This is a genomic window from Phytoactinopolyspora alkaliphila (genome assembly GCF_010550695.1).
GTDB classification, from domain to species: domain Bacteria; phylum Actinomycetota; class Actinomycetes; order Jiangellales; family Jiangellaceae; genus Phytoactinopolyspora; species Phytoactinopolyspora alkaliphila.
The window spans coordinates 494,716-520,909 of record NZ_JAAGOB010000001.1 but is presented as its reverse complement, the minus strand read 5'-3'; the positions used below and the strand labels follow the sequence as shown (position 1 = coordinate 520,909).

Genomic DNA, 26,194 nt, shown 5'->3' with positions numbered 1-26,194 from the left:
TGCCGTATGTGGCGAGGAGCAGTGAACGTCTCCAGCCGGAGGCTCCGGCCGTTTTCGCGCGTGCCGTCGAGACGTTGCGGGCTGCCAGTTTCCGGCCCGAAGTACATCTCGAGGAAACGCCGCCGCCGAAGCGGCTGGCAACGCATACGTTCGCGCTGAGCGCGGACGTCTTCACCGACGGCGACGTGCCCGGCGACCAGGACAGTGAGCCGGTGGCCACCGGGCGGCTGGTGCTCCTGCACGAACCGCGAGGCCACGAGGCGTGGCACGGAGACTTCCGCCTGGTCACCTACATCCGCGCCAGCTTGGAACCCGAGATGGGGTCCGATCCGCTTCTGCTGGCCGTGGCCTGGACGTGGCTGACCGACGCGCTCGCCGCTCGCTCCGCGTCGTTCACCGCCGCCAGCGGAACCGTCACCCGGGTTTCGTCGGAGGGCTTCGGCGGGATGGCGGGCGAGCCGCCGTCATCGGAGGTCGAGATCAGGGCCTCGTGGACGCCGCTGAACGACGACAACTTCGAGCCGCATGCCCTGGCGTGGGGTGACGGGCTGATCACCGCGGCCGGGCTTCTGCCGCTGCCCGCCGGCGTCGTCGCCATTCCGACATCGAGACCTAGGCAGCAGCGACGGTGACGTCCGAGACGCCCGTCCCTCTCACCGAACCGCGAGAAGGACTTCCCGAGGTCATCACCACCCCGGACGCGCTCGCCGAGGCAGTGGCCTCCGTGGAAGCCGGACACGGTCCGGTGGCCATCGACGCCGAGCGCGCGTCCGGCTACCGGTACGGGCACAGCGCCTACCTTGTCCAGCTTCGGCGCACAGGTTCGGGCACGTTCCTCATCGACCCGCTCGGGGTGCCGGATCTGTCGCGCGTCGAGGCCGCCATCGGCAAGACCGAGTGGGTGTTGCACGCCGCCTCGCAGGATCTGCCCTGCCTGGCGGAGGTCGGCATGCGGCCATCCCTGCTCTTCGACACCGAGCTGGCCGGCCGCCTTCTCGGACTTCCCCGGGTGGGCCTGGGCCCCCTGGTGGAGAACGTCCTCGGTTTCACCTTGGAGAAGGGGCATTCAGCGGCCGACTGGTCCACCCGCCCACTGCCCGAGGCCTGGCTGAAATACGCGGCCCTGGACGTGGAGCTGCTGATCGAACTGCGGGACGCCCTGGAAGCTCAGCTTCGCGAGGCGGGCAAGCTCGAATGGGCGCACGAAGAGTTCGCCGCCATCGTGGCCTCGCCGCCGGCCGGCCCCCGGATCGACCCGTGGCGGCGCACCTCGGGCCTGCACCGAGTCCGTGACCGGCGTCGTCTCGCCATCGTCCGCGAACTCTGGTACACCCGCGACGAGCTGGCCCGCACACGTGACCTGTCTCCGGGACGAGTGCTGCCCGACGCCGCGATCATCGACGCGGCGCTGGCCCAGCCGGCCACCCAAGCCGAGCTGACCGAACTGCCGGTGTTTCGTGGACGCGCACAGCGGCGTGAGGCGGCTCGCTGGTTCAGCGCCGTTCAACGAGCGCAGGCGATGGACAAGGACGAGCTTCCGCCGCAGACCGCCCGCTACGACGGCCCTCCGCCGGCCCGGACGTGGGCTTCCCGCGAACCGGAGGCTGCAGCCCGGCTGGCGGCCGCACGCGCGGCAATCACCGAGATCGCCGAGGCACACAGCCTGCCGGTGGAGAACCTGCTGGCACCGGAGACCCTGCGCCGTGTGGTCTGGGACCCGCCGGACCCACCCACCGAAGAGAGCATCGCGGACGCCTTCCGCACGCGCGGCGCCCGAACCTGGCAGATTCAGCTCACGGCTGCTGCGGTGTCGCAGGCGCTCTCGGCCCCATAACCGGCAGGAAGCTTTCGATGGCGTACGACGACAGCCCCACGGCGCGGGCGCTGCTGGCCCTCGACCTGATCCAGAGCAGCCCGGGTGTCACCGCAGGCCGGCAGGCGACGAGGCTCGGGGTGTCCGAGCGTGCGGCGCGGCGCTACGTCGCCATCCTGCGTGAAGCGGGCGTGCCGGTGGAGTCGGTCCGCGGTCCGTACGGCGGCTATCGGCTCGGCCGCGGGCTCCGGGTGCCGCCGCTGATGTTCACCACCACCGAAGCCCTCGGGCTGGTCATGGCTGTGCTCGACGGTCACCACGACGCCGCGGATCCCGCCGGCCCGGTGGGCAGCGCGCTCGGCAAGATCATCCGGGTACTGCCCGAGCCGGTCGCCCGGCAGGCCGAAGCGGTGCGGGTGACCACCGCTCCCGCACCGGATCGCAGCGCCGCACGGCCCAGGGCCGAGACGGCCACCACTCTGGTGCAGGCATGCTCGGAACATCGGCGTACCCGGATCGGATACCGCTCCGGGGCGTCCGCCGAGTGGATCACCGTGGTCGACCCGTGGGCCGTGGTGGTCCGCCACGGACGCTGGTACCTCGTGTGCTGGTCGCATCAGAAGGAGGAGATCCGCACGCTGCGGGTGGACCGGGTCACCCACGTCGACGCCCTCGACGAGACGTTCAGCCGCCCTGCCGGTCTCGACCCTGTCCGCACTCTCGAGGAACACCTGGCCGTCGGCTGGGAGTACGACGTCGAGGTCGTCATCGACGCGCCGCTCGAGGCGGTGGCGTCCTGGCTGCCACGCAGCCTCGGCCTCTGTGAGGCCGTGGACGCCGGCACCACGCGGCTGGTGGCGACCACCAGCAATCCGTCCTGGTATGCCGAGCAGCTGGCGATGATCCGGGCGCCGTACCGCATCATCGGCTCAGCCGAGCTTCATGCCTGCGCCGCGGCGCTCGCCAAGCGCTACCTCGACGCCGTCAGCGACGAAGCGACCAGCTGACCCGATCCGGGCTCAGTGGCCGCCGCCACCGGAGCGGGAGAAGCGCTCCCTGGCGACCGTCCAGGCGTAGCGGTCGAAGCGGCCGTCGTCGCGGATCGCGTCCACGGCGTCGTAAGCCATCAGCAGAGCCTGGTGGATGTTGTCGAAGATGAACAGGCCCTGCCGCCCCAGCGTCACGACCCGCCGGATCATCCGCGCCCAGGCGTCCACCTCGGTGAGGTCGTTCTCGTAGCCAAGCCGGTAGATCGGATACACCTGGCCGAGCCGGCGACTCTCGACGTGGATCCGGTCCACGCTCGGCAACCCGGTCAGTCCCAGAGTCTCGTCGACGAGATCGGCCAGCGATTCGTCGTCGAGACCCCAGACCTCGTCGGTCATGGAGCATGGGATCTCCGCACAGAGCACCGAGTGGTCGTCGGGGTCCGCGGGGTTGTCCCGGTAGTTGATCGGCTCGGAGATCCGCAGCACCGGCGTGCGCGGATCGGGGATGTCATGGGAGTCGAACGTGCTCCAGCGCCCGCCCTTGTGCACGATGTACACCAGCAGCATGGCCCGGTAGCGAAGCCGGGCGGCGGACTCGATCGAGGTGAGCGACGGCGCCGGGCGGGAGATCCGGGCCAGGACCGGCAACGGGAGGGTGGAGAACACCAGCCCGCCGGTGACGACGTCGCCGTCCTGGGTGCTGACCTCGACCTCGTCCTCGTATACCCGGACCCGATCCACCTCGGCCTCGAGCTTGATGTCCACACCGGCGTCGACCGCGGCGTCGGCGAGCGCCTCGACCAGCTGACCGAACCCGTTGCGCGGGTAGTAGTAACCACCGGTGGAGAGCTGCCGCTTCTGCCGCAACCGCCCCACGGCGCGCCCCGCGACCTTCCACGCGCTCAGCCTGGCGGCCTGCCGGTGCGCCTGCATGGTGCTCAGGCCGTGCCCCGGCACGCCCCACTGCTTCTCGGCCAGCGGTCCGTAGACCGTCTCGTACAAGGCGGGGCCGACCCGGCCGCGGACCACGCTCGCGTAAGTATCGTCATGGTCGCGCCGCAGGGACATCGTGGCCGAGTCTCTCGCGATGCGCGCCAGCAACGACGGCGGAAGCCGCCGGGTCACCTCGTCCATACGCAGGGGCAGCGACAGCCACTGATCGCCCACCCTGATCCGGCTGCTGCGGCGCCGCAGCTGGAGGTCTTCGCCCATCAGCCCGCGCAGGTCGGCGAGCAGCCACTCGGGCGTGGCCTGGTCCAGCCGATGAGAACCCTGATCGACCCGGATCCCGGCGACGTCCAACGACGCCGCCATTCCCCCGACGTGGTCGGCACGTTCCAGGAGCGTGACCTGGAAGCCCCGCTGGGCAGCGCGCCACGCGGCGGCGAGCCCTGCGGGTCCGGCGCCCATGACGATGAGGTCGCGAGAAGTGCCCATGAAGGAGGCCAGCCTACCGTCATCCACCGCCTGTCCACGCGGCGGACACACCGCGAGTGGCGTTCCCCGAAGGAAGTGGTGGCGCCGGGCGAGGCCCGGCTCCCCGGGGCATTAGGGTGGTCGCCGTGAACGGAGAGGACGCACGTCTGGTCACTGAGATCCGCGCCGCATTGCGCTCCGCCGCGGATGCGTCCAAGGCCGAGCCGATGCGGGCGTACATGAAGTCCGACATGCCGTTCCTGGGCGTGCAGAAGCCCCATCGCGCCCTCGCGCTGCGGCCTGTGCTCCGCGCTCGCCTCCTGGGCACCAGAGAGCAATGGGACGCCGCCATCCGCGAGCTGTGGGATCATGCCGCCTTCCGTGAGGAGCGCTACGCCGCGACCGATCTGGCGCAAGTCCGCGCCTACGCCGAATGGGCTACTGATCCGGTCTCGTTGCAGCTGTACGACCACATGATCGTCACCGGCGCCTGGTGGGACCACGTGGACGACGTCGCCATCCGTCTGGTGGGAGCGGTTCTACGCACCCACCCCTGCGAGACGTCGCCGGTCATCCGGGCGTGGTCGCGCGACGCCGACCGCTGGCGGCGGCGCACGTCGGTCATCTGCCAGGTGAGATCCGGTGAAGACACCGACGTGGACCTGCTGCGGGAGTGCGTGCTCGCCAATATCGACGACCCCGACTTCTTCCTGCGCAAGGGCATCGGCTGGGCGCTACGCCAGCAGGCGAAGATCGACCCGGCCTGGGTACGGACTTTCGTCTCGATCCACTCTGGACAGCTTTCCGCTCTTTCCCGCCGGGAGGCGATGCGCAACATCCTGTCCGGAGGCTGACGTTCCACCGGAGACTGGCGTTCTGACGGCGGCGAGTGGAGGGTATTGTTACTCACGAGTAGCATAGGTTGCACAGCCATCGCCGTCTGCCCTCGCAGGAGGTCTCGTGTCCTCGTCCACCAGGCAACACCGTGACGTCGTCTTCATCGACGGTGTGCGTACGCCGTTCGGCAAGGCCGGCGGCATGTACGCCGAGACCCGCGCCGACGATCTGATCGTCACCTGTATTCGTGAGCTGGTCCGGCGAAACCCGCAACTTCCACCGGAACGCATCGGGGACGTCGCCATCGCCGCCACCACGCAGACCGGAGACCAGGGTCTCACCATCGGCCGCACAGCGGCGCTCCTCGCGGGTCTCCCCCGCTCGGTCCCCGGCTACGCCATCGACCGCATGTGCGCCGGCGCCATGACGGCAGTCACCACGGGAGCCAGCGGGATCGCGTTCGGCGCCTACGACGCCGTCATCGCCGGCGGCGTCGAGCACATGGGAAGACATCCCATGGGCGAGGGTATCGACCCCAATCCCCGGTTCCAGTCCGAGTCGCTGGTCAATCCGGAAGCTCTGGTCATGGGCAAGACGGCGGAGAACCTGCACGACCGGTTCCCGCACCTCACCAAGGAACGTGCCGACGCCTACGCCGCAGCCAGCCAGGCCAAGCTCGCCAAGGCCTACGCGGACGGCAAGGTCCAGCCGGATCTGGTGCCTGTCGCTACCCGCAGCCAGGATGAAGGCTGGGGCCTCGCGACGGCCGACGAGCCGCCGCGCCCGGATACCACCGTCGAAGGCCTCGCCGGACTGCGCACTCCATTCCGCGCGCACGGCCGGGTCACCGCGGGCAACGCCGCAGGGCTCAACGACGGCGCCACCGCGGCACTGCTGGCGGGCCGGGACACCGCGGAAGAACTGGGGCTCTCCCCCAAGATGGAACTCATCTCCTATGCCTTCACCGGCGTCGAGCCGGAAGTCATGGGCGTCGGCCCTATCCCGGCCACCGAGCGGGCTCTCGGCCAGGCCGGTCTCACCATGGACGACATCGGTCTCATCGAGATCAACGAGGCTTTTGCCGTGCAGGTGCTCGCCTTCCTCGACCACTTCGGCATCGACGACGACGACCCCCGGGTCAACCCGTTCGGCGGGGCCATCGCCGTGGGACACCCACTCGCGTCCTCCGGGGTCCGGCTCATGACACAGCTGGCCCGGCACTTCGAGGACCGGCCCGAAATCCGCTACGGCATCACCACACTGTGCATCGGCCTCGGCATGGGTGGCACCGTCGTCTGGGCCAACCCCCACCATGTCGACTACCAGAAGGAGAACGCCGCCTGATGACTGACACTTCCGCGTCCGCTGGTACCGACACGCCCCTCGCGTTCCCGGGCGAGGTGGTCACGCACGCGCACCTGCGCTTCGTCGACCTCCCGCACGCAGCCGGCAGGGCCGCTTTGATCACGCTGGACAACGGCCATGACCACACCAAGCCGAACACCTTGGGGCCCACTACCCTGTACGCCTTGGATCGGGCCATCGACGCCGCGTACGCGGAGCCGGGCATCGTCGCCCTCGCCGTCACCGGCAAGCCGTTCATCCTCGCGGCCGGCGCCGATCTCAAGGGCTTCGCCATGCTGAACGACCGGGAGCAGGCCGTCGAGATCGCCCGGCTCGGCCATCGGGTCTTCGGCAAGCTCGGCGACGGCCCGGTGCCCACGTTCGGCTTCATCAACGGCCTCGCTCTGGGCGGAGGGCTCGAGGTCGCACTGAACTGCACGTACCGCACGGTCAGCAAGGCCGCTCCTGCCGTCGGTCTGCCGGAGGTCTTCCTCGGCCTGGTGCCGGGATGGGGTGGTGCCTGGCTGGTGCCGAACATCGCCGGGCCCGAGGCCGCGGTCACTCTGATGATCGAGAACCCCCTCAACCAGAACCGGCTGCTCAAGGGCGCACAGCTGGCCAAGCTCGGCGTGGCCGACGTCGCTCTCGATGCCGCCGACTTCCTTGAGCAGTCCCTGTCGTGGGCGGCGAAGGTGGTGCGCGGCGACCTGCGGGTGGAGCGTGCCCCCATCGACCGCAGCGAAGACGCGTGGGAAGCCGCGGTAGCCCGTGGGAAGGCGATCGCCGACGCCAAGGTGCATGGTGCCGCTCCGGCGCCCTACCGTGCCCTGGAACTGATATCGGCCGCCCGGACCTGCACCCGCGAGGAAGGCTTCGCCGCGGAGGACCGGGCGCTCGCCGACCTCGTCATAAGCGAGGAGCTTCGAGCCGGTCTCTATGCTTTCGACCTCGTGCAGCGCCGGGCAAAGCGCCCCGCCGGTGCGCCGGACAAGGAGCAGGCGCGCCCGGTGACCAAGGTGGGCGTCGTCGGCGCCGGCCTGATGGCCAGCCAGTTGGCTCTGCTGTTCGTCCGCCGCCTCGAGGTGCCCGTCGTGATGACCGACCTCGACGAGGAGCGGGTGAGCAAAGGTGTCGGCTACGTTCAGGCCGAGGTGGACAAGCTCCTCGGCAAGGGCCGGATCTCACCGGACCAGGCGAACCGGTACAAGTCGCTGGTGAGTGGCTCCACTGACAAGGCCGTCTTCGCCGACGCCGACTTCGTCATCGAGGCCGTCTTCGAGGAGATGTCGGTGAAGCAGGAGGTCTTCGGCGAGCTGGAGTCCATCGTCTCCGACGAGTGCATCCTGGCGACCAACACGTCGTCCTTATCCGTCACCGAGATGGCCTCTGTCCTGAAGTCACCTGAACGGGTCGTCGGTTTCCACTTCTTCAACCCGGTGGCTGTGCTTCCGCTGCTGGAGATCGTCCGTGGGGAGCAGACCGACGACGCCGCGCTCGCCACCGCGTTCGCCACCGCCAAGACACTCAAGAAGTCGGCCGTGCTGGTCAAGGATGCGCCGGCGTTCGTGGTCAACCGGATTCTGATCCGGGTGATGGCGGAGGTCATCAAGGCCGCCGACGACGGAACGCCGCTCGACGTCGCCGACAACGCCTTGCTCAAGCTGGGCCTGCCCATGTCACCGTTCGTCCTGCTCCAGCTGGTCGGGCCGGCCGTGGGGCTGCATGTGCTGGAATCCCTGCACGCAGCGTTCCCGGAACGCTATCCGGTGTCGGAGAATCTGCGCCGGCTGGTCGAAGCGGGCAAGCCTGGCATCTGGTCGTGGGACGAGAACGGCAAGCCCTATCTCGATGACGAGACCGCGGCGCTGATTCAGCAAGGCGAGACCGTCCTGACCGAGGATCAGGTCCGCGAGACGGTACTCTCGGCGACCGCGGAGGAGATCCGGCTGATGCTCGACGAGGGCGTCGTCGCCGAACCGCAGGACATCGACCTGTGCATGATCCTCGGGGCCGGCTGGCCGTTCCATCTGGGCGGCGCCACGCCGTACCTGGACCGGTCAGGCATCTCCGAGAAGGTGACCGGGTGCCGTTTCCTGGAGCCAGGAGTCGCGAGCCTGCCGCGGTAGGTTCCAAGGAGGCTTGGTGCTGCCAAGGGCACCTCAAGGAAGCCAGGTGTCGCGCCTACGGCAACTCCAGCTCCGGAAGATCGACCACGTGCTCGGCGGTGAAACCGAGCAGTTCCCGTGCGACGCTGAGATCCACGGGGGCTGCTCGGCCGGGAAAGACCCGCGTTCTCGGCACGCCTGGATGGTAACGATCGATCAACTGCTCGGTCGGGTAGGGCACTGACGTCAGCGAGGCTGCCACGAAGGCCACGTGCGCCGTTCCATGGTGTGTATGGGGACTGTTCGGCGACAGAGCGAGGGCGAGCGCGCGGGCGGCGTCGCGGTCGTCCAGGTACAGCCAGAAGTCCGTGGCTCCATCGGCGGGATTCGCGGCGAGGTGGTCGAGAAACCCGCGAAGCTGTCCGGACGAGCCTTCCTGGCTCCCCACCATGGGGAAGCGCAACGCCACCACGGTCATGCCGTGGCGCCGGGCCATCGCCGCGGCGGTTGCTTCGTCCACCAGCTTGGACAGCGAGTACGGGTCTGCGGCCTGGCTGGGCAAGCCTTCGTGTAGGGGCAGCTGATCGGGACGCCCCGGCACGGGGCCGAACCGGTACCCCAGCGCGTTGATGCTGCTGGCGATCGCCGCGTGCGTGATGCCCGCCTCTCCGGCCGCGTCGAGGACGGTGAAAGTGGCCTGCGTGTTCACGGCGAAGACCTCGTCGGCCGTACCGCGCGAAGGACTGGGGATCGCGGCCAGGTGGATCACGGCGTCCACGCCGTCCAAGGCAGTGATCACCGCGGACCGGTCCGTGGCATCACCGACCACGACGCGGTCGACCGGTACGTCGCCTGGGTCCTCGAGGACCAGGCCGGTGGTGGTGAAGCCGAGATCGCGCAGATGCGACGCCGTGGCCCTACCGATCAACCCGGCGGCACCTGTGATCAGCGCATGTTGCATGGAGTCCATCCTCGATCGTCGAGCCTCGTGTGGGGCGGAGCCCCGGCTACGTGGTCTTGCGGCTCGCGTCCCCACCTTCGTGGTCGGTGACCAGGTCCTCCAGGTCTGTGGGGCGGCCGTCGACATCGGGCACGCTGGCGCCAGGCATCGACGGTCTCCGCCCGCCCGCGCTAGAAGCGTCCTGCTCGCGGAACTTCCTGCGCCAGGCGATCACCGCCGCGGTGATGGCGCCGGTGATGGGCACCGCGAGGAATAGCCCGACCAGTCCGAAGGCGATACCGGCGCCGGTGGTGAGTACCAGGGTGATCAGCGGATGGAAGCTGACCGCCCTCGCCATGAGCAGGGGGGCGAGAACGTTGCCCTCGATCTGTTGCACGGCAAGCACGATAAGCAGCGCCCAGATCGCGGCGGTGAGACCACCGGAGAAGAACGCCACCATGATGGCGATGGCCCCGGCAAGCGTCGCGCCGACGAGCGGGATGTAGCCCATGATGAAGGTGAGCGCACCGATCGGGATGGCGAGGGGGACGTTGAGGATGGTCAAGCCGATCCCGATGAACAAACCGTCGACCAGGCCGGTCACGGTCGAAGCGTAGAACCAGTTGCCAGTGGTCTTCATCGACGCCTTGAACGCCGAGTGCGCCGGTGCCTGGTACCTCGGCTGCAGGGCGCCGACGAACTGTGCCCACAGCTTGTCTCCGCTTGTCAACGCGAAAATCGTGAAGAACACCGCGATAAGCAGCACCGTGGCGAAATTTCCCACAAACGTGATGCCGGTGGCGGCTGCCTGACCCACTCCGGTGAGCACGTTGCCCAACTGGTCCTGGACGTCGTTCAGCCAGTCTTGGACCGTCGCGGTGTCCAGCCCGAAGGGCCCGCCTTCAAGCCACTCCGTACCAGTCTCGATGGCACCGGTCACCGAGCGCACCATGTCCGGCCACGAGTCGATGACCTCGGTGACCACGAACACTACGATGCCGGCGAAGAAACCGAGGAACAGCAGCACCGACAACAGCGACGCGAAGACGGCGGGTACCTTGTGTGCCCTCAGCCACTTCGCCAGCGGCCACAGCAACGACACCATCGCGAATCCGAGCACGATGGCCATGACGATGAACTGGATCTGCATCGCCAGGTAGAGCGCACCGGCGACCACCAGGCCGATGCCGAGAAGGCGCCATGCCACCGCTCCTTCGCGTTCCAGCAGGTGAGTATGGTGACGCTGCTCGGGAGGGGGCGCAGACACCGGTTACACCGTTTCTGAAGGCGTCGTCATCGACGTCTCCGAGTCGAGGGCCGCGACAAGGCCGGAGATCTCCCGGGCCAAACCCTGGCCGGTCAGGCCGAGCTCGGCGAGGATCTCGGCCCGCTTGGCGTGGTCGAGGAAGCGCGGCGGGATGCCGAAATTCCGCACTGGGATGTCGACCCCGCGATCCTGCATGAGCTGGGCCAGCACGGTCCCGACGCCGCCGACGCGTGAGTTGTCCTCCACCGTCACCACCAGCCGGTGCTCCCGCGCGAGGTCGATGACGGCGTCGTCCAACGGCTTGACCCAGCGCGGGTCCACCACGGTGACACCCACACCCTGTGCTTGCAGCCTGCGGGCGGCGTCGACCCCGGCCGCCGCCATCGCGCCGACCGCCACGAGGAGGACGTCGCGAGAGTCCGCGCGGGCGAGAACATCACAGGCGCCGATCCGCTCGATCGCCGGAATCTCGGCGGCGGCGGGTTCCTTGCCGGGAAAGCGCACAACCGTCGGCGCGTCGGGGACGTCGAGCGCCTCGTCGAACTGCTCGCTCAGCTGGGCGGCGTCCCGCGGAGCCGCGAGCCGCAGGCCGGGCACCACCTGCAGAACGGACATGTCCCACATGCCGTGGTGCGACGCGCCGTCGGGCCCAGTGATGCCCGCACGGTCGAGGACGAACGTCACCCCGGCCTTGTGCAATGCGCAATCCATCAGCACCTGGTCGAAGGCCCGGTTGAGGAACGTGGCATAAACGGCCACCACCGGGTGCAGACCCATCATCGCCATGCCGGCCGCGGACGTGGTGGCGTGTTGCTCGGCGATCCCGACGTCGAAACAGCGGTCAGGGAATGCCTGGGCGAACGCCTCCATCCCCGTGGGACCGAGCATGGCCGCCGTGATCGCGACGACGTCAGACCGGCGTTTGCCGGCGTCGAGCAGGGCGTCGCGGAAGACGTGCGTCATTGACCGGGTGGGGCTGCTGGTCGGCTCGCCGGTGACCGGGTCGAACGCGGACGGGCTGTGCATGTGGTCGGCTTGGTCGAGAACAGCGACCTCGTAACCGTGCCCCTTCTGGGTGACGCAGTGCACGATCACAGGTCCGCCGAAGCGGCGGGCCTGGACGAGGGCGTTCTCGACGGCCACGCGGTCGTGGCCGTCGACCGGACCGATGTACTTGAGGCCCAGATCCTCGAACATGCCTTGCGGGGCCAACAGGTCCTTCAAGCCCTTCTTCAGCCCGTGCAGCGCCTCGTAGGCCGCATGCCCGACCAGCGGTGTCCGGTTGAGCGTGCGCTTCACCAACTCCAGTGCCTGCTCGTAGCGAGGATCTGTCCGGAGTCCGGAGAGATGCTCGGCCAGGCCGCCCACCGTGGGCGAGTACGAGCGGCCGTTGTCGTTCACCACGACCACCAGGGGGCGGCGGTCAGGACCTGTCTGCGGTCCACCGGCGATGTTGTTGAGCGCTTCCCAGGCCATGCCGCCAGTCAGGGCGCCGTCGCCGATCACCGCCACGGCCGTCCGGTTCTTCTCCCCCCGGACCGCCATTGCCTTGGCCATGCCGTCGGCGTAGGAAACGGCGGTGGAGGCGTGAGAGTTCTCGACCCAGTCGTGCGGGCTCTCTGCCTGGCTGGGGTAGCCGGACAAGCCGCCTTTGGACCGGATCGAGGAGAACTGCTCCACCCGGCCGGTCAGCAGCTTGTGTACGTAGGACTGGTGCCCGGTGTCGAACACGATGGGATCTCGTGGCGAGTTGAACACACGGTGCAGCGCGATGGTCAGCTCGACCACACCCAGGTTGGGTCCGAGATGGCCAGCGTTGCGGGAGACCGTGGTGACGATCAGATCCCGTATCTCCGCAGCAAGTGCGTCCAACTCATCGGCGGAGAGGCCCCGCAGGTGCCGTGGCTCTCTCACACGTTCGAGTACGCCCAATGCGGCTCGCCTCCTCGATGGCTCAAACAGTCCTCTGCGAGTCTAGTGTCCGGATTGCACGGACCGAATAGCCCTTCCGGGTTCCATGTGTAACGGTAGTGGTTGTGAGGCAGTGGATCACTCCGACCCGGCGGGGAATCGGCGCGAGCGTGGCGCTCGTCGGCGCGCTCGGGGTCGCCGCGAGCGTCTACCTGAGCTGGTATGCCAGCGACGGCCCCCGAGACTGGCCATTGCAGCAGCTGTTCCAGGCCAGTCCGGCCGGTACCGCGACCGCCTACTGGGGATCCGTGGCAGCGCCGCTGGCCGTCGTGGGGTTGCTCGGCGCCCTGGGGGCGCTGCTCAGGTTCCGGTTCATCCTCGGCCTGGGCTGGATCATCGGCTCGGCCACCTTCATCCTCTGGTCGATCATGCGCGCCATCGACGACGAGTGGCGCACTCAGGACCTGGAGAGCGGTGCGTGGCTCTGCGTTGCTGGTCTCGTCGTCCTACTGGGCGGGATCCTGGCGATGGGGCCCCGACAGGAAGAGGTCGAGGCCCCACTCAGGATGTTCGACGACGATCCGCCTCAGTAGGTTCAGAGAAGGCCGCGCAGCACGTACTGCATGATGCCGCCGTGGCGGTAGTATTCCGCCTCGCCAGGTGTGTCGATACGCACCACGGCGTCGAACTCGGTGTCGCCGGCCTTCACCTTCACAGTGGACGGTGTGTCGCCGTCGTTGAGCGCCTCGACTCCGGTGATCTCGAATGTCTCCTCACCGGTCAAGCCGAGAGATTCGGCACTCTCCCCCTCGGGGAACTGCAGCGGCAGGACGCCCATGCCGATCAGGTTGGACCGGTGGATGCGCTCGAACGACTCCGCGATCACGGCGCGAACCCCTAGCAGGGCCGTGCCCTTGGCCGCCCAGTCTCGCGAGGAACCGGATCCGTACTCCTTGCCGGCCAGCACCACCAGCGGGACGCCGGCTTCGGCATAGGCGACCGACGCCTCGTAGATCGAGGTCACCGGAGCATCCGCCTTGGTGAAGTCGCGGGTGAATCCACCCTCGGTCCCCGGCGCCAGCTGATTGCGCAGGCGAATGTTGGCGAACGTGCCCCGGATCATCACCTCGTGATTGCCGCGCCGGGATCCGTACGAGTTGAAATCACGACGGCTCACACCGTGGGAGGAGAGATACTCCCCCGCCGGCGAGTCGACCTTGATGGCCCCTGCCGGGCTGATGTGGTCGGTGGTGACCGAATCCCCGAGCTTGGCGAGCACCCGCGCGCCGGCGATGTCGGTCACCGGACTGGGGGTCGGCTGCATGCCGTCGAAGTACGGAGGCTTGCGCACATAGGTGGAGCCGGCGTCCCACTCGAAGGTGTCGCCCGACGGTGTCGGCAGCGATTGCCAGATCTCGTCGCCGGCGAACACGTCGGCGTAGTCGCGGGTGAACATCTCACTCGCGATCGCGGACTCGACCACCTCTTCGATCTCGGCCGGCGTGGGCCAGAGGTCGCTGAGGTAGACGGGCTGACCCTGCGTGTCGGTACCGAGCGGCTCGGTCGTCAGGTCCAGATCCATCGTCCCGGCCAGCGCGTACGCCACGACCAGCGGCGGAGACGCGAGATAGTTCATCTTGACGTCCGGGTTGATCCGCCCTTCGAAGTTGCGGTTGCCGGACAGCACGGAGACCACGGCGAGATCGTGCTCGTTGACCGCGGCGCTGACTTCCTCCAGCAGCGGACCGGAGTTACCGATGCAGGTAGTGCAGCCATACCCGACCAGGTGGAACCCGATCTTCTCCAGGTACGGCGTCAGCCCAGCCCGCTCGTAGTAGTCCATGACCACCTTCGACCCGGGTGCCAAGGTGGTCTTCACCCAGGGCTTGCGGTTCAAGCCGCGCTCGACGGCCTTCTTCGCCACCAATGCGGCACCGATCATGACCGACGGGTTGGAGGTATTGGTGCACGAGGTGATCGCGGCGATGACCACCGCGCCGTGATCGAGCTCGCATTCGGTGCCGTCATCGAGAGTGACCGCGACCCGCTTCGACGGGCGGCCGTTGGCGCGGGCGGCCGCCGACACGACCTCACGGGTCTCCTCGCCGCCGTTGCCGTCTCGGATGGCCACCGGGTCACTGGCCGGGAAGGTCTCTTCGACTGCCTCGTCGACGTCGGTGTGGGGGGCGTCATCGTGGTCCGCGTAGTCTCCGAGCGACGTGCGGAAAGCGGCTTTGCCGTCGGACAACGACACCCGATCCTGTGGTCGTTTCGGCCCCGCGATGGAGGGCACAACGCTACTGAGATCCAGCTCCAGGTACTCGGAGTACTCCGGTTCGATGTCCGGGTCGTGCCACAGGCCCTGTTCCTTGGCGTACGCCTCGACCAGCGCTACTTCCTGGTCCTGACGCCCGGTCAGGCGGAGATAGCGAACGGTCTCCTCGTCGATGGGGAACACCGCGATGGTGGAACCGTACTCGGGGCTCATGTTCCCGATGGTGGCGCGGTTGGCCAACGGGACCTCGGCGACGCCAGGCCCGTAGAACTCGACGAACTTCCCGACCACACCGTGCTGGCGCAGCTTCTCGGTGATGGTCAGCACAAGGTCGGTGGCCGTAGTCCCCTCGGGCAGCGCGCCGGAGAGCTTGAACCCGACCACGCGCGGAATCAGCATGCTGACCGGCTGGCCGAGCATCGCGGCTTCGGCCTCGATGCCGCCGACGCCCCAGCCCACCACGCCGAGGCCGTTCACCATGGTGGTGTGGCTGTCGGTGCCGACGCACGTGTCCGGGTACGCGACCCCGTCACGGACCATCACGGTGCGGGCGAGATGCTCGATGTTCACCTGGTGCACGATGCCGGTTCCCGGCGGGACGACCTTGAAGTCGTCGAACGCCCCCTGGCCCCAGCGCAGGAATTGGTAGCGCTCCTTGTTGCGCTCGTACTCCAGCTCGACATTGCGGGCGAACGAATCCGGGGCGCCGAACACGTCGGCGATCACCGAGTGGTCGATGACCAGCTCAGCGGGGGCGAGTGGGTTGATCTTGTTCGGATCGCCACCCAGGTCGCTCATCGCCTCGCGCATGGTGGCGAGATCGACGACGCACGGAACGCCGGTGAAGTCCTGCATCACTACCCGCGCGGGTGTGAACTGGATCTCCGTGCTCGGCTTGGCCTTGGCGTCCCAGCCGGCCACGGCACGAACATGCTCCGCCGTGATGTTCGCACCGTCTTCGGTGCGCAGCAGGTTCTCCAACAGAATCTTCAAGCTGTACGGAAGCCGGCTCACGTCGCCGGCAGCGGCCAGCCGGTATATCTCGTACGAGTCCGCCCCGACCTGAAGGGTGCCCTGGGCACCGAAGCTGTTCTTGCTGGCCACGTCAATCCCAACCTTTCGCTTCCACGCTTTTCGAGCCATCGTCGCGCACGCGCCGGGACGCGCCTTCCATAAGGTCGCCCTTACCCGCTTGCCATTACCCGACCCTGCTTCCCCAACGCATCGGAGTGCACTCTGAATGGCACTTATCTTGACCTCAAGATACACGACGTGAAGGTAAACTTCTATCCACCCTCCTCCCATGATCATCGGTTTGCCAGAGTGGGACGTCCCGATTGTCAGTTTCAGACCAGGAGCAACACTGCATGAACTCGCACCGTCGACTCACTCGACTCGGCATACTGACCGGGCTGGTGGCGTTCTTCGCCGCCGGTTGCGGGAGCGACGAGGACCGAGCCATCTCGGCCGCTGAGGACTTCTTTGGTGCCCTTGCCGACGTTGACGCCGCACGAGCCTGCGAGCTGAACCTCGGCTCGGACGGGAACCCGCTCGACAATGACCACGTCGACTGGCAGGCCTGCGTGACCGGTGTCGAGACCTGGGCGAATTCGGTGGCCATCCCGGTCGACTCCGAGCTGCCGACCGTCTCCTTCGAGTCAGTCGAGATCACCGGTGAGACCGCTCACGTCTCCGAAACGGTTCCGGCGGAATACGGCTTCGCCTACGCCTACGACCTGCGTCTTGTCGACGGATCCTGGTACGTCGACGGAGCCTGGTATCTCTGAGAACCCGATCGCGATGACAGCGACATCCAGCCGATGACGAGGCATGTCGTGGCCGGGACGGAGCTGAATCCGAACGGTTCCAGGCCGGTTGTGGCGTAGCCGAACACGCCGGCCGTCTTCGGGGTGCCATCCGAGTGGGTCTCGACGACTCATGTCACCCTGTGGAGCCACGCCGGAAACACGCCCGGAGAGTGACGTCACAGGCGGCCCGCGCTGACTACGAGATCGCCGACGCCCTGGTGCTCGCCGAGCAGACCGTGAAGACCCACGTGGGCCGGATTCTCACCAAGCTCGATCTGCGCGACCGGGCCCAGGGCGTCGTCGTCGCCTATCAGACGGGTCTGGTCCAGCCTGGCGGCTGAGCCGTCAGCCCGCGACGTGCGGTGCGACCTCGGCGGCCACCAGCTCCAGATGGTCCAGATCGGACAGGTCCAGGACCTGTAGATATACCCGGCTCGCTCCGTGCTCGCGCAGCTGGTTGATGCCGTCCACCACTTCCTGCGGAGTTCCGGCCAGGCCGTTTCGCCGCACCTCGTCCGGCTCCCGGCCGATCGCGGCAGCACGGCGCGCGAACTCGGCCTCGTCGCTGCCGCACGCCAGCACGAGCGCCACCGAGTAGATCAGGTCGTCCGGATCGCGGCCGGCTTCCTCGCACGCCTTGCGCACGGCGGCGAACCGCTCCGGGATATCCGCCTTGGCCGGGAAGGACGTGTTGTATTCGTTCGCGAAGCGGGCCGCCAGGGCCGGAGTGCGACGAGGCCCGTTTCCGCCGATGATCACCGGGACCGGCGACTGAGCCGGCTTGGGCAGCGCCGGCGAGTCGGTCACGGTGTAATGCTCACCCGAGTACTGGAACTTCTCCCCCTGCGGCGTGCTCCACATGCCGGTGATGAGCTCGAGCTGTTCTTCCAGGAGCCCGAACCGCTTCGGCGGGAACGGCACACCGTAGGCCGCGTGCTCGGCGTCGAACCAGCCGGCCCCGAGGCCGAGCTCGACCCGCCCGCCGGACATCTGGTCCACTTGGGCGACCTGCACGGCGAGCATGCCCGGATACCGGAACGTCGCGGACGAGACCAGGGTGCCGAGCCGGATCCGCGACGTCTCCCGAGCCAGGCCGGCAAGGGTCACCCAGGAGTCCGTGGGACCGGGCAGGCCGCTCGCGCTGCCCATCGACAGGAAATGGTCGGAGCGGAAGAACGCGTCGAAGCCGAGCCGTTCAGTAGCCTGGGCCACCCGGAGCTGATCGTCGTAGCTCGCGCCCTGTTGTGGTTCGGTGAAGATTCTCAACTGCATGATGCCAAGCCTTTCACGCCCGGGGTCTCACCAGTGCGACGCACTCCACGTGATGCGTCATCGGGAACAGGTCGAACGCACGCAGCCCGGCGAGCTCGTAGCCATGCGTGGAGAGTGCGGCCAGGTCACGAGCGAGCGCAGCGGGGTCACAGGCGACGTAGGCGATGGCTCTGGGCCGACGCCGGGCAATGGCACTCACCACGGCGAGCTTCGCTCCCGCCCGTGGCGGGTCAAGGACTACCACGTCGGCGCGGGCGTCGTCGTCGCGGGCGAGGATCTTGGCCACCGGACCGGAAACAATCCGTACCTGCGGCATGTCACTCAGATTGTGGCGGGCGTCCGCAACCGCGCTGCGGTCGCCCTCGATAGCCGTCACCCGGCCACCGCGGCCGACCCTGTCGGCGATGGCGGCCGCGAACAGCCCGACGCCGCTGTACAGATCGAGCGCCCGTTCACCGGGTTGAGGCGCCAAGGCCTCCAGCACGGCCTCGGTCAGCGTGGTGGCGGCGCCGGGATGCACCTGCCAGAACCCGCCCCCGGTGACCCGCCAACGCCGGCCGCCGGCCAGCTCGGTCACCGCGGACTGGCCGTGAAGCACGCGGGGACGTCCGCGATCCTGGCCGACGAGCACCGAGACGTCCTCGGGCAGGTCCGGCACCTCGACGTCGAGTTGTCCCGGTTCGACGACGACGAGCCGTTCCCCAGAACTCGACGTGACCGACTCCACGGACTCCACCCCAGGCCAACGCCTGCCCTCCACGCCCATCGAGCGCACACCCGGATGAGCGATCAGGCATTCCTCGATCGGTATCACCTCGTGCGAGCGGTGCCGCCGCAGTCCCGCTCGGTCTTCGTCGTCGACGGCATAGGTGACTCTTGTCCTCCAGCCCAGGCCGTCGTCGTCCTGGTCGTCGTCGTGTCTGGGCACGGGCTCGACGACGACGTCCCACTCGATGCCGGCCAGCCGGCTCAGCTGCTCCTGGACGACACCGGCCTTCAGCCGGCGCTGGGCCGGCAACGACGCATGCTGCCAGTCGCAGCCGCCACACTGTCCCGGGCGGGCGTAACGGCACGGCGCCGTGACACGGTCCGGCGAAGCCGACAGCACCTCCACCGCGTCGGCACGCCAGTACCGGGCGTCGTCAGCTCCGTCCGTGACCAGAGCGCGAACCCGTTCCCCGGGAAGCGAGTGACGCACGAAGACAACCCGGCCCTCGTGCCGGCCGACACCGAATCCGCCGTGGGCGGCTCGATCGATCTCGACGGTGATCTCCACAGGGGCTGGCACACCGGATATGTTAGACAGGTCGAGGGAGAGGACGAGCGTGCACGTCGTCATCATGGGATGTGGCCGGGTGGGGTCCACACTCGCCCACGGTCTTCAGACACGTGGGCACAGTGTTGCCGTCGTCGACCAGAACAAGGACGCCTTCCGGCGGCTCAGACCCGGTTTCGAGGGCATCACCATCACCGGCGTGGGCTTCGACCGGCACGTGCTGCAGGAGGCCGGCATCACCGAGGCCGGCGCGTTCGCCGCCGTCAGCAGCGGAGACAACTCGAACATCATCGCCGCCAGGGTCGCACGGGACACGTTCGGCGTGACCAACGTCGTTGCCCGCATCTACGACCCGGGGCGCGCGGAAGTGTACGAGCGCCTCGGCATCCCCACCGTGGCCACCGTCCGCTGGTCCGCCGACCAGGTACTGCGACGCATCCTGCCGGACGAGATCGAGACGGAGTGGGTGGATCCGTCCGGCACCGTACGGCTGGCCGAGGCGCACCTGGGCCCCAAGTGGATCGGGTCGTCCGTGCGCGCCCTCGAACAGGCCTCCGGTTCCCGGGTCGCCCTGATCACCCGGTTCGGCCGTGGTCTCATCCCCCACGCCGACACCGTGATCGAGGAAGGCGACCGGGTGCACGCCGTCGTCGCCGACACGGATATCGCTGCCGCGGTCGCCACGTTCGCCGGCGGATCGGGGGCGTCGTCATGATGCGGGTCGCCATCGCCGGCGCGGGCAACGTCGGACGGTCCATCGCCACCGAGCTGCTCGACAACGGCCACGAAGTCCTCATGATCGACCGGGATCCGAGGGCGATCAAGGCCGACAGCGTACCCAGCGCAGAATGGCTCCTGGCCGACGCCTGCGAGCTGTCCACCCTCGAGGAAGCGGCGTTGCACCGCTGTCACGTGGTGATCGCCGCCACCGGCGACGACAAAGTCAACCTGGTGGTGTCCCTGCTGGCGAAGTCCGAGTTCGACGTCCCCAGGGTGGTCGCTCGGGTGAACCATCCGGACAACGAGTGGCTATTCACCGAGAGCTGGGGCGTCGACGTCTCCGTCTCGACCCCGCGGATCATGAGCGCGCTGGTCGAAGAGGCTGTCAGCGTTGGCGACCTGGTCCGCCTGTTCACGTTCCGACAGGGTGAGGCGAACCTGGTGGAGTTGACTCTTCCGGCCCGCGCGCCCATGGTGGGCACCACGGTCGGCGATGTCGATTGGCCGCATGACACGTCGCTGGTCTCGGTCATCCGTGGCCGCCACGTGCACAGCCCGCGCCCGGACCTCGCGCTCGAGCCCGGCGACGAGCTGCTCTTCGTCGCTGCTCCTGACCAGGAGAACGAGCTGGAGGAGCTTCTCTCCCCCCGCGACACGTGAGCCGCACTACCTGCGCTCGCCGCGAGGTGTCACCTGATCGTCGATATGTCGTCTGATCGCTTCGGACTTAACGATCAGGTGCACAAAGTGCGAACGGCAGGCACCCTTTGTCATCTGATCGCGTCTCACGATACGAACGGAGAATGATCAGGTGACGTACTCGGCGGCATATCGCCGATGTGTCATCTGATCGACCTCGGCGGCGGCGATCCACCCTCGACCTTACGGGCCGGATGATCGATCTCCGCCGGAGGAGATCAGGTCACCGCGGCTTGCCGCTCCTGATGAGCTCGGTACGCCGGCCGGATGATCAGCCAGGACAGATATGCGACGAGCAGGAACAGCGGCCAGCTCATGACCAGCCGCGCGCCGGCCAGCCAGCCGAGCTGGTCCTCGCCGGCGAAGTACAGCGGCGCCTGGACCGACAGCCGGAAGGCGAACATCGCCACCCACACCGCGCTCGCCTTGGTGTAGGCACGCATCAGCTGGGGGTCGCTGCGCCAGGACATTCCCTGGCCGGTGGCCAGACCGACGAACACGCCGAGCAGGGGCCACCGGACCAGAATGGACACCAGATACGCGAGTCCGTAGCCGACATTGATCAGCAGTCCGGGCAGGAAGACGTCCTCCGGCTGGCCGGTCCGGTGCGCCCAGAAGGCAGCCAGGCCGAGGCCGAGGAAACCTGCGATGACGTTCTGCAGCGGCTCACGCCGGACGATCCGGAAGACGCCTAGAACGGCACCGGCCGCGAGCGCCGCCCACAGCGACATGGTGAGATCGCGTCCACCCGCCGTGTAGACGACCGTGAACAGAGCTAACGGGAAGCCCGCGTCGAGGAAGGCGGCCGGGGTCAGCGCATTGGTGGCACGGAACCGGTCGGCACCGGCCACGGCACCTGCCAGCCCCGTGCTTCGCTGACCTTCCTCGGATCCGTGGGGGCCGGAGCCCTCGGAATGCTGCCCGCCGAGGTCCTGCGTGCCGACATCCTGCGCGCCCACATCGCCCATATCACCCGCGTCCTGAGGGTCGCCGGAGGATCCCTGGCCAGGGTTCACCGCTGCGAACCCTCGTCGGGACCGGATCCGGCGTCGTCGTCATCCGCGCCCGCAGTACCGGAAGCGGAGGTACCGGTGACCGATGTATCGGTAGGAACCGCCTCGGCCGTGCGCGTGTCGGTGATGGTGGCGGCGCCGTCCTCGACCGCGCCCTCGGTCGCTTCCCCGGCCGCCTCTCCCCGCGGCGGCGGACGCAACGCGATCACCTCGCCGGGAGGCATGGGACCGTCGCCACGCACCACCACGACGTCGCGGACCAGCTGCACCAGGCGCTGGAAGGCGTTCGCGTCCGTGATGGCCTTTCCGAGGAAGGTGGCCCGGAGCATCCACCGGGGGCCGTCGATACCCGAGATCCGCGACGCCTGCCGTCCTTGCTTGCCGTCCTGGGTCTTGACCGGCAGCACCACCCGGACCTCGGTGCCGAACGGACCCGAGCCCTCTTGCACCGCGCCGCCGCGGCGCTCCGCGTCGGCGGTGATCTCCAGCATGGCCTGCTCCCACATACCCGCGCTGCGCGGCGCCGCGACGGCTACCAGCTGCACCGCGGCATCGCCGACGGCGAGCAGCGCGCTGGTGCCGCGCCCGGTTCGCTTGTCGACCTGAAGCTGGATCTTCAATCCCTCGACGCCCTTGACCAGGATCCCGCCGAGGTCGATCCGATCGCTGAGAGCTTCACGCGCGATCTCGGAGACGTCGAACGGCCCAGCCTGGCGAGGTGGAGAGTCGGCGCCAGATGGAGAGCCGGCGTGGTCGTCCTGGGCAGGTTCGGTGCCAGCGTCGACCTGGCCGGCCGATTCGTCGTCCCGCCTCCGGCGTCGAAACACCACGTGAGCTGACTCCCTACGTTTCGTGAGCGTGCGTTGCTGATCTCAACGGCCTGTCGAGCCGTATCCACCGTCCCCGCGTGCCGATCCGGGCAATCGCGTCACCTCGTGGAACACGGCGCGCTCTACCTTCTGCACCACGAGCTGGGCGATCCGGTCGCCTCGCGAAAAGACCGCCGGTTCCCGCAGGTCATGGTTGACCAGAAGAACTTTGATCTCTCCCCGGTATCCGGCGTCGACCGTGCCGGGGGTGTTCACGATGCTCACTCCCAGCCGGTGGCCCAGCCCGGACCGGGGGTGGACAAATGCAGCGTATCCCGCGGGCAGGGCGATGGCGATGCCCGTGCCGACCAGCGCGCGTTCGCCTGGAGCGATCGTGACGTCCTCGGTGGTGACGAGGTCCGCGCCGGCGTCGCCCGGATGGGCGTAGGAGGGCAGGCCGATGCCGCCGTCAAGCCGGGCGACCAGCACGTCCACGGGGGCCGCACCGGCTGGCGTCGATGAGGTGTCCACGGTGGCTGACCCTACCGTTCGGCCGGTGTGGGGCCTACCAGACCCCACACCGGCCGATGTGCCGACGGCGCCGGACCGCATCAGGCTGCGCAGTCGCGGCAGACGAGCTGCCCGTTCACTTCCTTGGCCAGCTGACTGCGGTGGTGAACCAGGAAGCACTGGCCGCAGGTGAACTCGTCGGCCTGCCGCGGAAGAACCCGGACTGCGAGTTCCTCGTTGGACAGGTCAGCACCAGGGAGCTCGAGGGACTCGTTGAGATCGGCCTCGTCGACGTCGACGATGCCGGACGCCTTGTCCATCCGGCGGTTCTTCAGCTCCTCGATCGAGTCCTCGGAGATGTCGTCGTCGGTCTTGCGTGGTGCGTCGTAATCGGTTGCCATCAGGGCTTTCCCCCTTGGGTGAGCGCTAAAGAGTCAAACAGTACGTTCCGTGGCACCAGGCGGTACCACGTTCCGTCGTGCTCTTGCTAACGCATGAGAGCCCGTGGTTGTGCCCGGTCCGGCGCCGAGATTGTGCCTGATTTCTTACCCAATTCGCACATCGGCTCGCCGATGTGACGCAGATCATCACCTGCGACGGCGCCCGCACGTGCCCGAAACCGGCCCGAGATCACGGGGCGCGAGACCAATTCGTGACCCGATTTCGCTTGACGGAACCGGCAACGTGCGCGAAACATGGTGTCGAAGCGTTTCGACTAACCGTTTCGACTATCCGTTTCGATGGGTCGCGTTCGACAGGGAGGTCCCATGGCTACGATGCACGACGTCGCCAACCTGGCGGGCGTATCCCTGAGCACGGTCTCCTATGCGCTCACCGGCGTCCGCCCGGTGTCGGAGAAGACGCGGGCGCGGATCCAGGCGGCCATGGACCAGCTCGGCTATCAGCGCAACGCGATCGCCCGTAGCCTCGCCAGCCGGCGAACTCACATCCTCGCGATGCTCTTCCCCGCCATCGAGCGGGGCTTGTCCGGCACGGCACTCGAGTTCGTCACCTCGGCCGCCGAGACGGCACGCGAGCGGGGCTATCACCTCGTTCTCTGGCCCGTGAACGACCAGGAGGGCCACGAGACCCGCGAACTCCTTCAGCAAGGGCTGGCCGACGGCGCGCTGGTGATGGAAGTCCGTCTCGATGATCCCCGCGTTGCTTTGCTGCACGAGGTCGGAACCCCGTTCACACTGATCGGACGGACGGAGGACCCGGACACCCTTCACTATGCGGACATCGATTTCGAGACCACTGTCCGTGACGCCCTGGACCACCTCACCGCACTGGGGCACCGCGACATCGCACTGCTCAGCCACTCGCGGGCCAGTCTGGACGCGGGGTACGGGCCGACGGTCCGGGTGGGCGCGGCGTTCGAGCGGTACATGACCGAGCGCGGGCTTTCCGTCGTCGTGCGCCATTGCGACGAGTCGGCTGACGCGGGCCGGATCGCGACGGCCGGTCTGGCCGCCAGCCATCCGCGGGTGACCGCGCTCATGACCATGAACGACGCCGCCACCTTCGGGGCGATGGCCGAGCTCCTGGAGCGCGGGAAACGGATCCCGGACGACATGTCCGTGCTGTCGATCGTCTCTTCACCGCGGGTGGGGGCACTCAGCCATCCGCGGCTCACCACGATGTCCGCTCCCGGCACCGAGCTCGGCCGGCTCGGGGTCACCTCGCTCATCGCCCAGATCGAAGGAACGGGCGCCACAGCGCTGCACACACTGATTCCGTGCCGGCTTGATGTGCAGTCCACCACCGGCCCGGCACGCCTACCCATGAATCACACGCCATGACCAACATGACCAGAACCCCCTGATCAGCACCCCCTGCCCAGCCTCACTAAGGAGTGAGAACACCATGGCACAACGACGCATCCTGGCCGGCACGGCTTTCCTGGCCGCGACGGCCCTCGTCCTCGCCGCCTGCGGCGGTGACGACAACGGCGGCTCCGGTGGCGACACCTCCGCCGGCGGAGAAGGCGGCACGCTGACGCTCTGGCACTACGAGGGCGAGAACAGCGCCATGGGCATCGCCTGGGACGAGGCGATCCAGGTCTTCGAGGAGGAGACCGGGGCCACCGTCGAGTTCGAGGAGAAGGCCTTCGAGCAGATCCGGCAGTCCGCCAATATGATCCTGAACACCAGTGAGGCGCCCGACCTCATGGAGTACAACAAGGGCAACGCCTCCGCCGGGCTGCTCGCCTCCCAGGGCCTGCTGACGGACATCTCGGAGGCCGTCGAGCAGTATGGCTGGGACGAGATGCTGTCGGAGAGCCTGCAGACGACGGTCAGGTACGACGAGCGCGGCGTCATGGGCTCGGGCGCGTGGTACGGCGTGCCGAACTACGGCGAGTTCGTGATGGTCTACTACAACCAGGATCTGTTCGACGAGCACGGCGTCGAGATCCCGGAGACCTATGACGACCTGGTCGCGGCGATGGACTCCTTCGTGGCCGAGGGTGTGACGCCGTTTGCCATGTCCGGCGCCGAGTACCCGGCCGGCCAGCTGTTCTACCAGCTCGCGCTCACCGAGGGTGACCGGCAGTTCGTCAACGACTACCAGCTCTACGAGAACCCGGTGGACTTCTCCGGCCCGGTCCTGCGCCACGGCGCCGAGGAGTTCGACACGTGGGTGAAGGCCGGCTACATCGACGACTTCTCGGCCGGTCTCACCGCGGAGGACATGGGCACCTCGTTCATCGCCGGTGACTATCCGATGCTCTTCTCCGGATCGTGGTGGTACGGGCGGTTCACCGACGAGATCGACGGCTTCGAGTGGGGCATCTTCCCGTTCCCCGGCGCCGATCTGCACCCAGGTTCCAGTGGCAACATCTGGGTGGTCCCGACCGCGTCGGAGAACCAGGAGCTGGCCTACCAGTTCATCGACATCACGATGCGACCGGAGATCCAGGCAACGCTCGGCAACAACGGCGGCGTGCCGGTGGCGGCCGACCCGGCGGACATCGAAGATGAGAAGAGCACCGAGCTCATCTCGCTGTTCAACCAGGTCAACGAGGTGGACGGGCTTGCGTTCTACCCCGACTGGCCGGCTCCCGGCTTCTACGACGATCTAGCCAGCGCCATCCAGCAGCTGATCAACCAGAGCGCGTCGGTCGACGACGTCCTCAGCGAACTGCAGGCGTCCTACGACACCGGCGTCGACGACTTCCTCAACTAGACGG

23 protein-coding genes and 1 pseudogene are annotated in these 26,194 nt (G+C 68.0%); 13 read left to right on the top strand and 11 right to left on the bottom strand.

All coding sequences use genetic code 11. The features are described from left to right. Window positions 1-8 precede the first annotated feature (8 nt). From G1H11_RS02215 to G1H11_RS02205, 3 genes are read left to right on the top strand one after another with little or no spacing between them, the layout of a single operon-like run. Window positions 9-632 (top strand): DUF3000 domain-containing protein, encoded by a 624-nt coding sequence (locus tag G1H11_RS02215; RefSeq protein WP_216843355.1) that lies wholly within the window; start codon window positions 9-11, stop codon window positions 630-632. Then, window positions 629-1,834 carry an HRDC domain-containing protein gene (locus tag G1H11_RS26795; protein ID WP_163815567.1) on the top strand — a complete coding sequence of 402 codons (1,206 nt, stop codon included), beginning with the start codon at window positions 629-631 and terminating at the stop codon, window positions 1,832-1,834. The genes G1H11_RS02215 and G1H11_RS26795 overlap by 4 nt, the downstream gene beginning before the upstream one ends. 17 nt (window positions 1,835-1,851) lie before the next feature. Continuing rightward, window positions 1,852-2,820, top strand: a complete 969-nt coding sequence (locus G1H11_RS02205; RefSeq protein WP_163815565.1) for a helix-turn-helix transcriptional regulator — start codon at window positions 1,852-1,854, stop codon at window positions 2,818-2,820. 12 nt (window positions 2,821-2,832) lie between these two features. On the opposite strand, the gene G1H11_RS02200 is transcribed toward G1H11_RS02205, so the two are convergent. Then, the gene (locus G1H11_RS02200) at window positions 2,833-4,239 is read right to left on the bottom strand and encodes a protoporphyrinogen/coproporphyrinogen oxidase (RefSeq protein ID WP_163815563.1); all 1,407 of its coding nucleotides are present in this window, start codon (window positions 4,237-4,239) and stop codon (window positions 2,833-2,835) included. Between the two features lie 125 nt (window positions 4,240-4,364). Between G1H11_RS02200 and G1H11_RS02195 the strand changes: the two genes are divergently transcribed. The 3 genes from G1H11_RS02195 (at window position 4,365) to G1H11_RS02185 (ending at window position 8,525) form a co-directional block, all read left to right on the top strand. Beyond that, entirely contained in the window at window positions 4,365-5,072 is a 708-nt protein-coding gene (locus G1H11_RS02195) for a DNA alkylation repair protein (RefSeq protein ID WP_216843354.1), read from the top strand. A 106-nt stretch (window positions 5,073-5,178) separates the two neighbouring features. Then, window positions 5,179-6,399: an acetyl-CoA C-acyltransferase gene (locus G1H11_RS02190; protein WP_163815561.1), complete on the top strand. Its 1,221-nt coding sequence runs from the start codon at window positions 5,179-5,181 to the stop codon at window positions 6,397-6,399. Next, complete coding sequence (locus G1H11_RS02185) at window positions 6,399-8,525, top strand: 3-hydroxyacyl-CoA dehydrogenase NAD-binding domain-containing protein (RefSeq protein WP_163815559.1); 2,127 nt, start codon at window positions 6,399-6,401, stop codon at window positions 8,523-8,525. The genes G1H11_RS02190 and G1H11_RS02185 overlap by 1 nt, the downstream gene beginning before the upstream one ends. A gap of 55 nt (window positions 8,526-8,580) precedes the next feature. Here G1H11_RS02185 and G1H11_RS02180 read toward each other — a convergent pair whose 3' ends face one another. The 3 genes from G1H11_RS02180 to dxs are packed head-to-tail and all read right to left on the bottom strand — an operon-like array spanning window position 8,581 to window position 12,643. After that, window positions 8,581-9,465, bottom strand: a complete 885-nt coding sequence (locus tag G1H11_RS02180) for an NAD-dependent epimerase/dehydratase family protein (protein ID WP_163815557.1) — start codon at window positions 9,463-9,465, stop codon at window positions 8,581-8,583. A 46-nt stretch (window positions 9,466-9,511) separates the two neighbouring features. Continuing rightward, window positions 9,512-10,711 (bottom strand): AI-2E family transporter, encoded by a 1,200-nt coding sequence (locus G1H11_RS02175; RefSeq protein ID WP_163815554.1) that lies wholly within the window; start codon window positions 10,709-10,711, stop codon window positions 9,512-9,514. Window positions 10,712-10,714: 3 nt separating this feature from the next. Then, window positions 10,715-12,643 (bottom strand): 1-deoxy-D-xylulose-5-phosphate synthase, encoded by a 1,929-nt coding sequence (dxs, locus tag G1H11_RS02170; protein ID WP_163815552.1) that lies wholly within the window; start codon window positions 12,641-12,643, stop codon window positions 10,715-10,717. 104 nt (window positions 12,644-12,747) lie between these two features. Between dxs and G1H11_RS02165 the strand changes: the two genes are divergently transcribed. Further along, the gene (locus G1H11_RS02165; RefSeq protein ID WP_163815550.1) at window positions 12,748-13,215 is read left to right on the top strand and encodes a hypothetical protein; all 468 of its coding nucleotides are present in this window, start codon (window positions 12,748-12,750) and stop codon (window positions 13,213-13,215) included. Window positions 13,216-13,217: 2 nt separating this feature from the next. Here G1H11_RS02165 and acnA read toward each other — a convergent pair whose 3' ends face one another. Continuing rightward, window positions 13,218-16,040 carry an aconitate hydratase AcnA gene (acnA, locus tag G1H11_RS02160; RefSeq protein WP_163815549.1) on the bottom strand — a complete coding sequence of 941 codons (2,823 nt, stop codon included), beginning with the start codon at window positions 16,038-16,040 and terminating at the stop codon, window positions 13,218-13,220. Between the two features lie 224 nt (window positions 16,041-16,264). On the opposite strand from acnA, the gene G1H11_RS02155 reads away from it, so the two are divergent. Further along, complete coding sequence (locus tag G1H11_RS02155; RefSeq protein ID WP_163815547.1) at window positions 16,265-16,684, top strand: hypothetical protein; 420 nt, start codon at window positions 16,265-16,267, stop codon at window positions 16,682-16,684. A gap of 218 nt (window positions 16,685-16,902) precedes the next feature. Continuing rightward, window positions 16,903-17,046 (top strand): annotated as a pseudogene (locus tag G1H11_RS24965) (LuxR C-terminal-related transcriptional regulator); the annotation flags it as partial. A 4-nt stretch (window positions 17,047-17,050) separates the two neighbouring features. Here the strand turns inward: G1H11_RS24965 and G1H11_RS02145 are convergent. Both G1H11_RS02145 and G1H11_RS26790 read right to left on the bottom strand, forming a co-directional pair. Further along, window positions 17,051-17,977 carry an LLM class F420-dependent oxidoreductase gene (locus tag G1H11_RS02145; RefSeq protein ID WP_163815545.1) on the bottom strand — a complete coding sequence of 309 codons (927 nt, stop codon included), beginning with the start codon at window positions 17,975-17,977 and terminating at the stop codon, window positions 17,051-17,053. A gap of 13 nt (window positions 17,978-17,990) precedes the next feature. Next, complete coding sequence (locus G1H11_RS26790) at window positions 17,991-19,265, bottom strand: class I SAM-dependent RNA methyltransferase (RefSeq protein WP_216843351.1); 1,275 nt, start codon at window positions 19,263-19,265, stop codon at window positions 17,991-17,993. A 37-nt stretch (window positions 19,266-19,302) separates the two neighbouring features. On the opposite strand from G1H11_RS26790, the gene G1H11_RS02135 reads away from it, so the two are divergent. Further along, complete coding sequence (locus G1H11_RS02135) at window positions 19,303-19,968, top strand: NAD-binding protein (RefSeq protein WP_163815541.1); 666 nt, start codon at window positions 19,303-19,305, stop codon at window positions 19,966-19,968. Then, window positions 19,968-20,633 (top strand): NAD-binding protein, encoded by a 666-nt coding sequence (locus G1H11_RS02130; RefSeq protein ID WP_163815936.1) that lies wholly within the window; start codon window positions 19,968-19,970, stop codon window positions 20,631-20,633. The genes G1H11_RS02135 and G1H11_RS02130 overlap by 1 nt, the downstream gene beginning before the upstream one ends. Window positions 20,634-20,890: 257 nt before the next feature. Here the strand turns inward: G1H11_RS02130 and G1H11_RS02125 are convergent, their stop codons facing one another. From G1H11_RS02125 to G1H11_RS02110, 4 genes are all read right to left on the bottom strand, one after another. Then, a complete protein-coding gene (locus G1H11_RS02125) occupies window positions 20,891-21,688 on the bottom strand; it encodes a DUF3159 domain-containing protein (protein ID WP_163815539.1) in 798 nt (265 codons plus the stop codon). After that, a complete protein-coding gene (locus tag G1H11_RS02120) occupies window positions 21,685-22,515 on the bottom strand; it encodes a DUF3710 domain-containing protein (RefSeq protein ID WP_163815538.1) in 831 nt (276 codons plus the stop codon). The genes G1H11_RS02125 and G1H11_RS02120 overlap by 4 nt, the downstream gene beginning before the upstream one ends. Before the next feature lie 42 nt (window positions 22,516-22,557). Beyond that, a complete protein-coding gene (gene dut, locus G1H11_RS02115; protein WP_343074788.1) occupies window positions 22,558-23,025 on the bottom strand; it encodes a dUTP diphosphatase in 468 nt (155 codons plus the stop codon). A gap of 80 nt (window positions 23,026-23,105) precedes the next feature. Further along, window positions 23,106-23,405 (bottom strand): DUF4193 domain-containing protein, encoded by a 300-nt coding sequence (locus G1H11_RS02110; RefSeq protein WP_163815534.1) that lies wholly within the window; start codon window positions 23,403-23,405, stop codon window positions 23,106-23,108. Window positions 23,406-23,771: 366 nt separating this feature from the next. On the opposite strand from G1H11_RS02110, the gene G1H11_RS02105 reads away from it, so the two are divergent. Both G1H11_RS02105 and G1H11_RS02100 read left to right on the top strand, forming a co-directional pair. Next, window positions 23,772-24,806 carry a LacI family DNA-binding transcriptional regulator gene (locus G1H11_RS02105; protein WP_163815532.1) on the top strand — a complete coding sequence of 345 codons (1,035 nt, stop codon included), beginning with the start codon at window positions 23,772-23,774 and terminating at the stop codon, window positions 24,804-24,806. 64 nt (window positions 24,807-24,870) lie between these two features. Then, entirely contained in the window at window positions 24,871-26,190 is a 1,320-nt protein-coding gene (locus G1H11_RS02100; RefSeq protein WP_163815530.1) for an ABC transporter substrate-binding protein, read from the top strand. Window positions 26,191-26,194: the final 4 nt, after the last annotated feature.

Excerpts from the sequence above, each read along its gene's own strand:
- G1H11_RS02205 (WP_163815565.1), top strand. The coding sequence starts at position 1,852 with ATGGCGTACGACGACAGCCCCACGGCGCGGGCGCTGCTGGCCCTCGAC.
- G1H11_RS02200 (WP_163815563.1), bottom strand. The coding sequence starts at position 4,239 with ATGGGCACTTCTCGCGACCTCATCGTCATGGGCGCCGGACCCGCAGGG.
- G1H11_RS02185 (WP_163815559.1), top strand. The coding sequence starts at position 6,399 with ATGACTGACACTTCCGCGTCCGCTGGTACCGACACGCCCCTCGCGTTC.
- G1H11_RS02180 (WP_163815557.1), bottom strand. The coding sequence starts at position 9,465 with ATGCAACATGCGCTGATCACAGGTGCCGCCGGGTTGATCGGTAGGGCC.
- acnA (WP_163815549.1), bottom strand. The coding sequence starts at position 16,040 with ATGGCTCGAAAAGCGTGGAAGCGAAAGGTTGGGATTGACGTGGCCAGC.
- G1H11_RS02155 (WP_163815547.1), top strand. The coding sequence starts at position 16,265 with ATGAACTCGCACCGTCGACTCACTCGACTCGGCATACTGACCGGGCTG.
- G1H11_RS02145 (WP_163815545.1), bottom strand. The coding sequence starts at position 17,977 with ATGCAGTTGAGAATCTTCACCGAACCACAACAGGGCGCGAGCTACGAC.
- G1H11_RS02130 (WP_163815936.1), top strand. The coding sequence starts at position 19,968 with ATGCGGGTCGCCATCGCCGGCGCGGGCAACGTCGGACGGTCCATCGCC.
- G1H11_RS02110 (WP_163815534.1), bottom strand. The coding sequence starts at position 23,405 with ATGGCAACCGATTACGACGCACCACGCAAGACCGACGACGACATCTCC.
- G1H11_RS02105 (WP_163815532.1), top strand. The coding sequence starts at position 23,772 with ATGGCTACGATGCACGACGTCGCCAACCTGGCGGGCGTATCCCTGAGC.
- G1H11_RS02100 (WP_163815530.1), top strand. The coding sequence starts at position 24,871 with ATGGCACAACGACGCATCCTGGCCGGCACGGCTTTCCTGGCCGCGACG.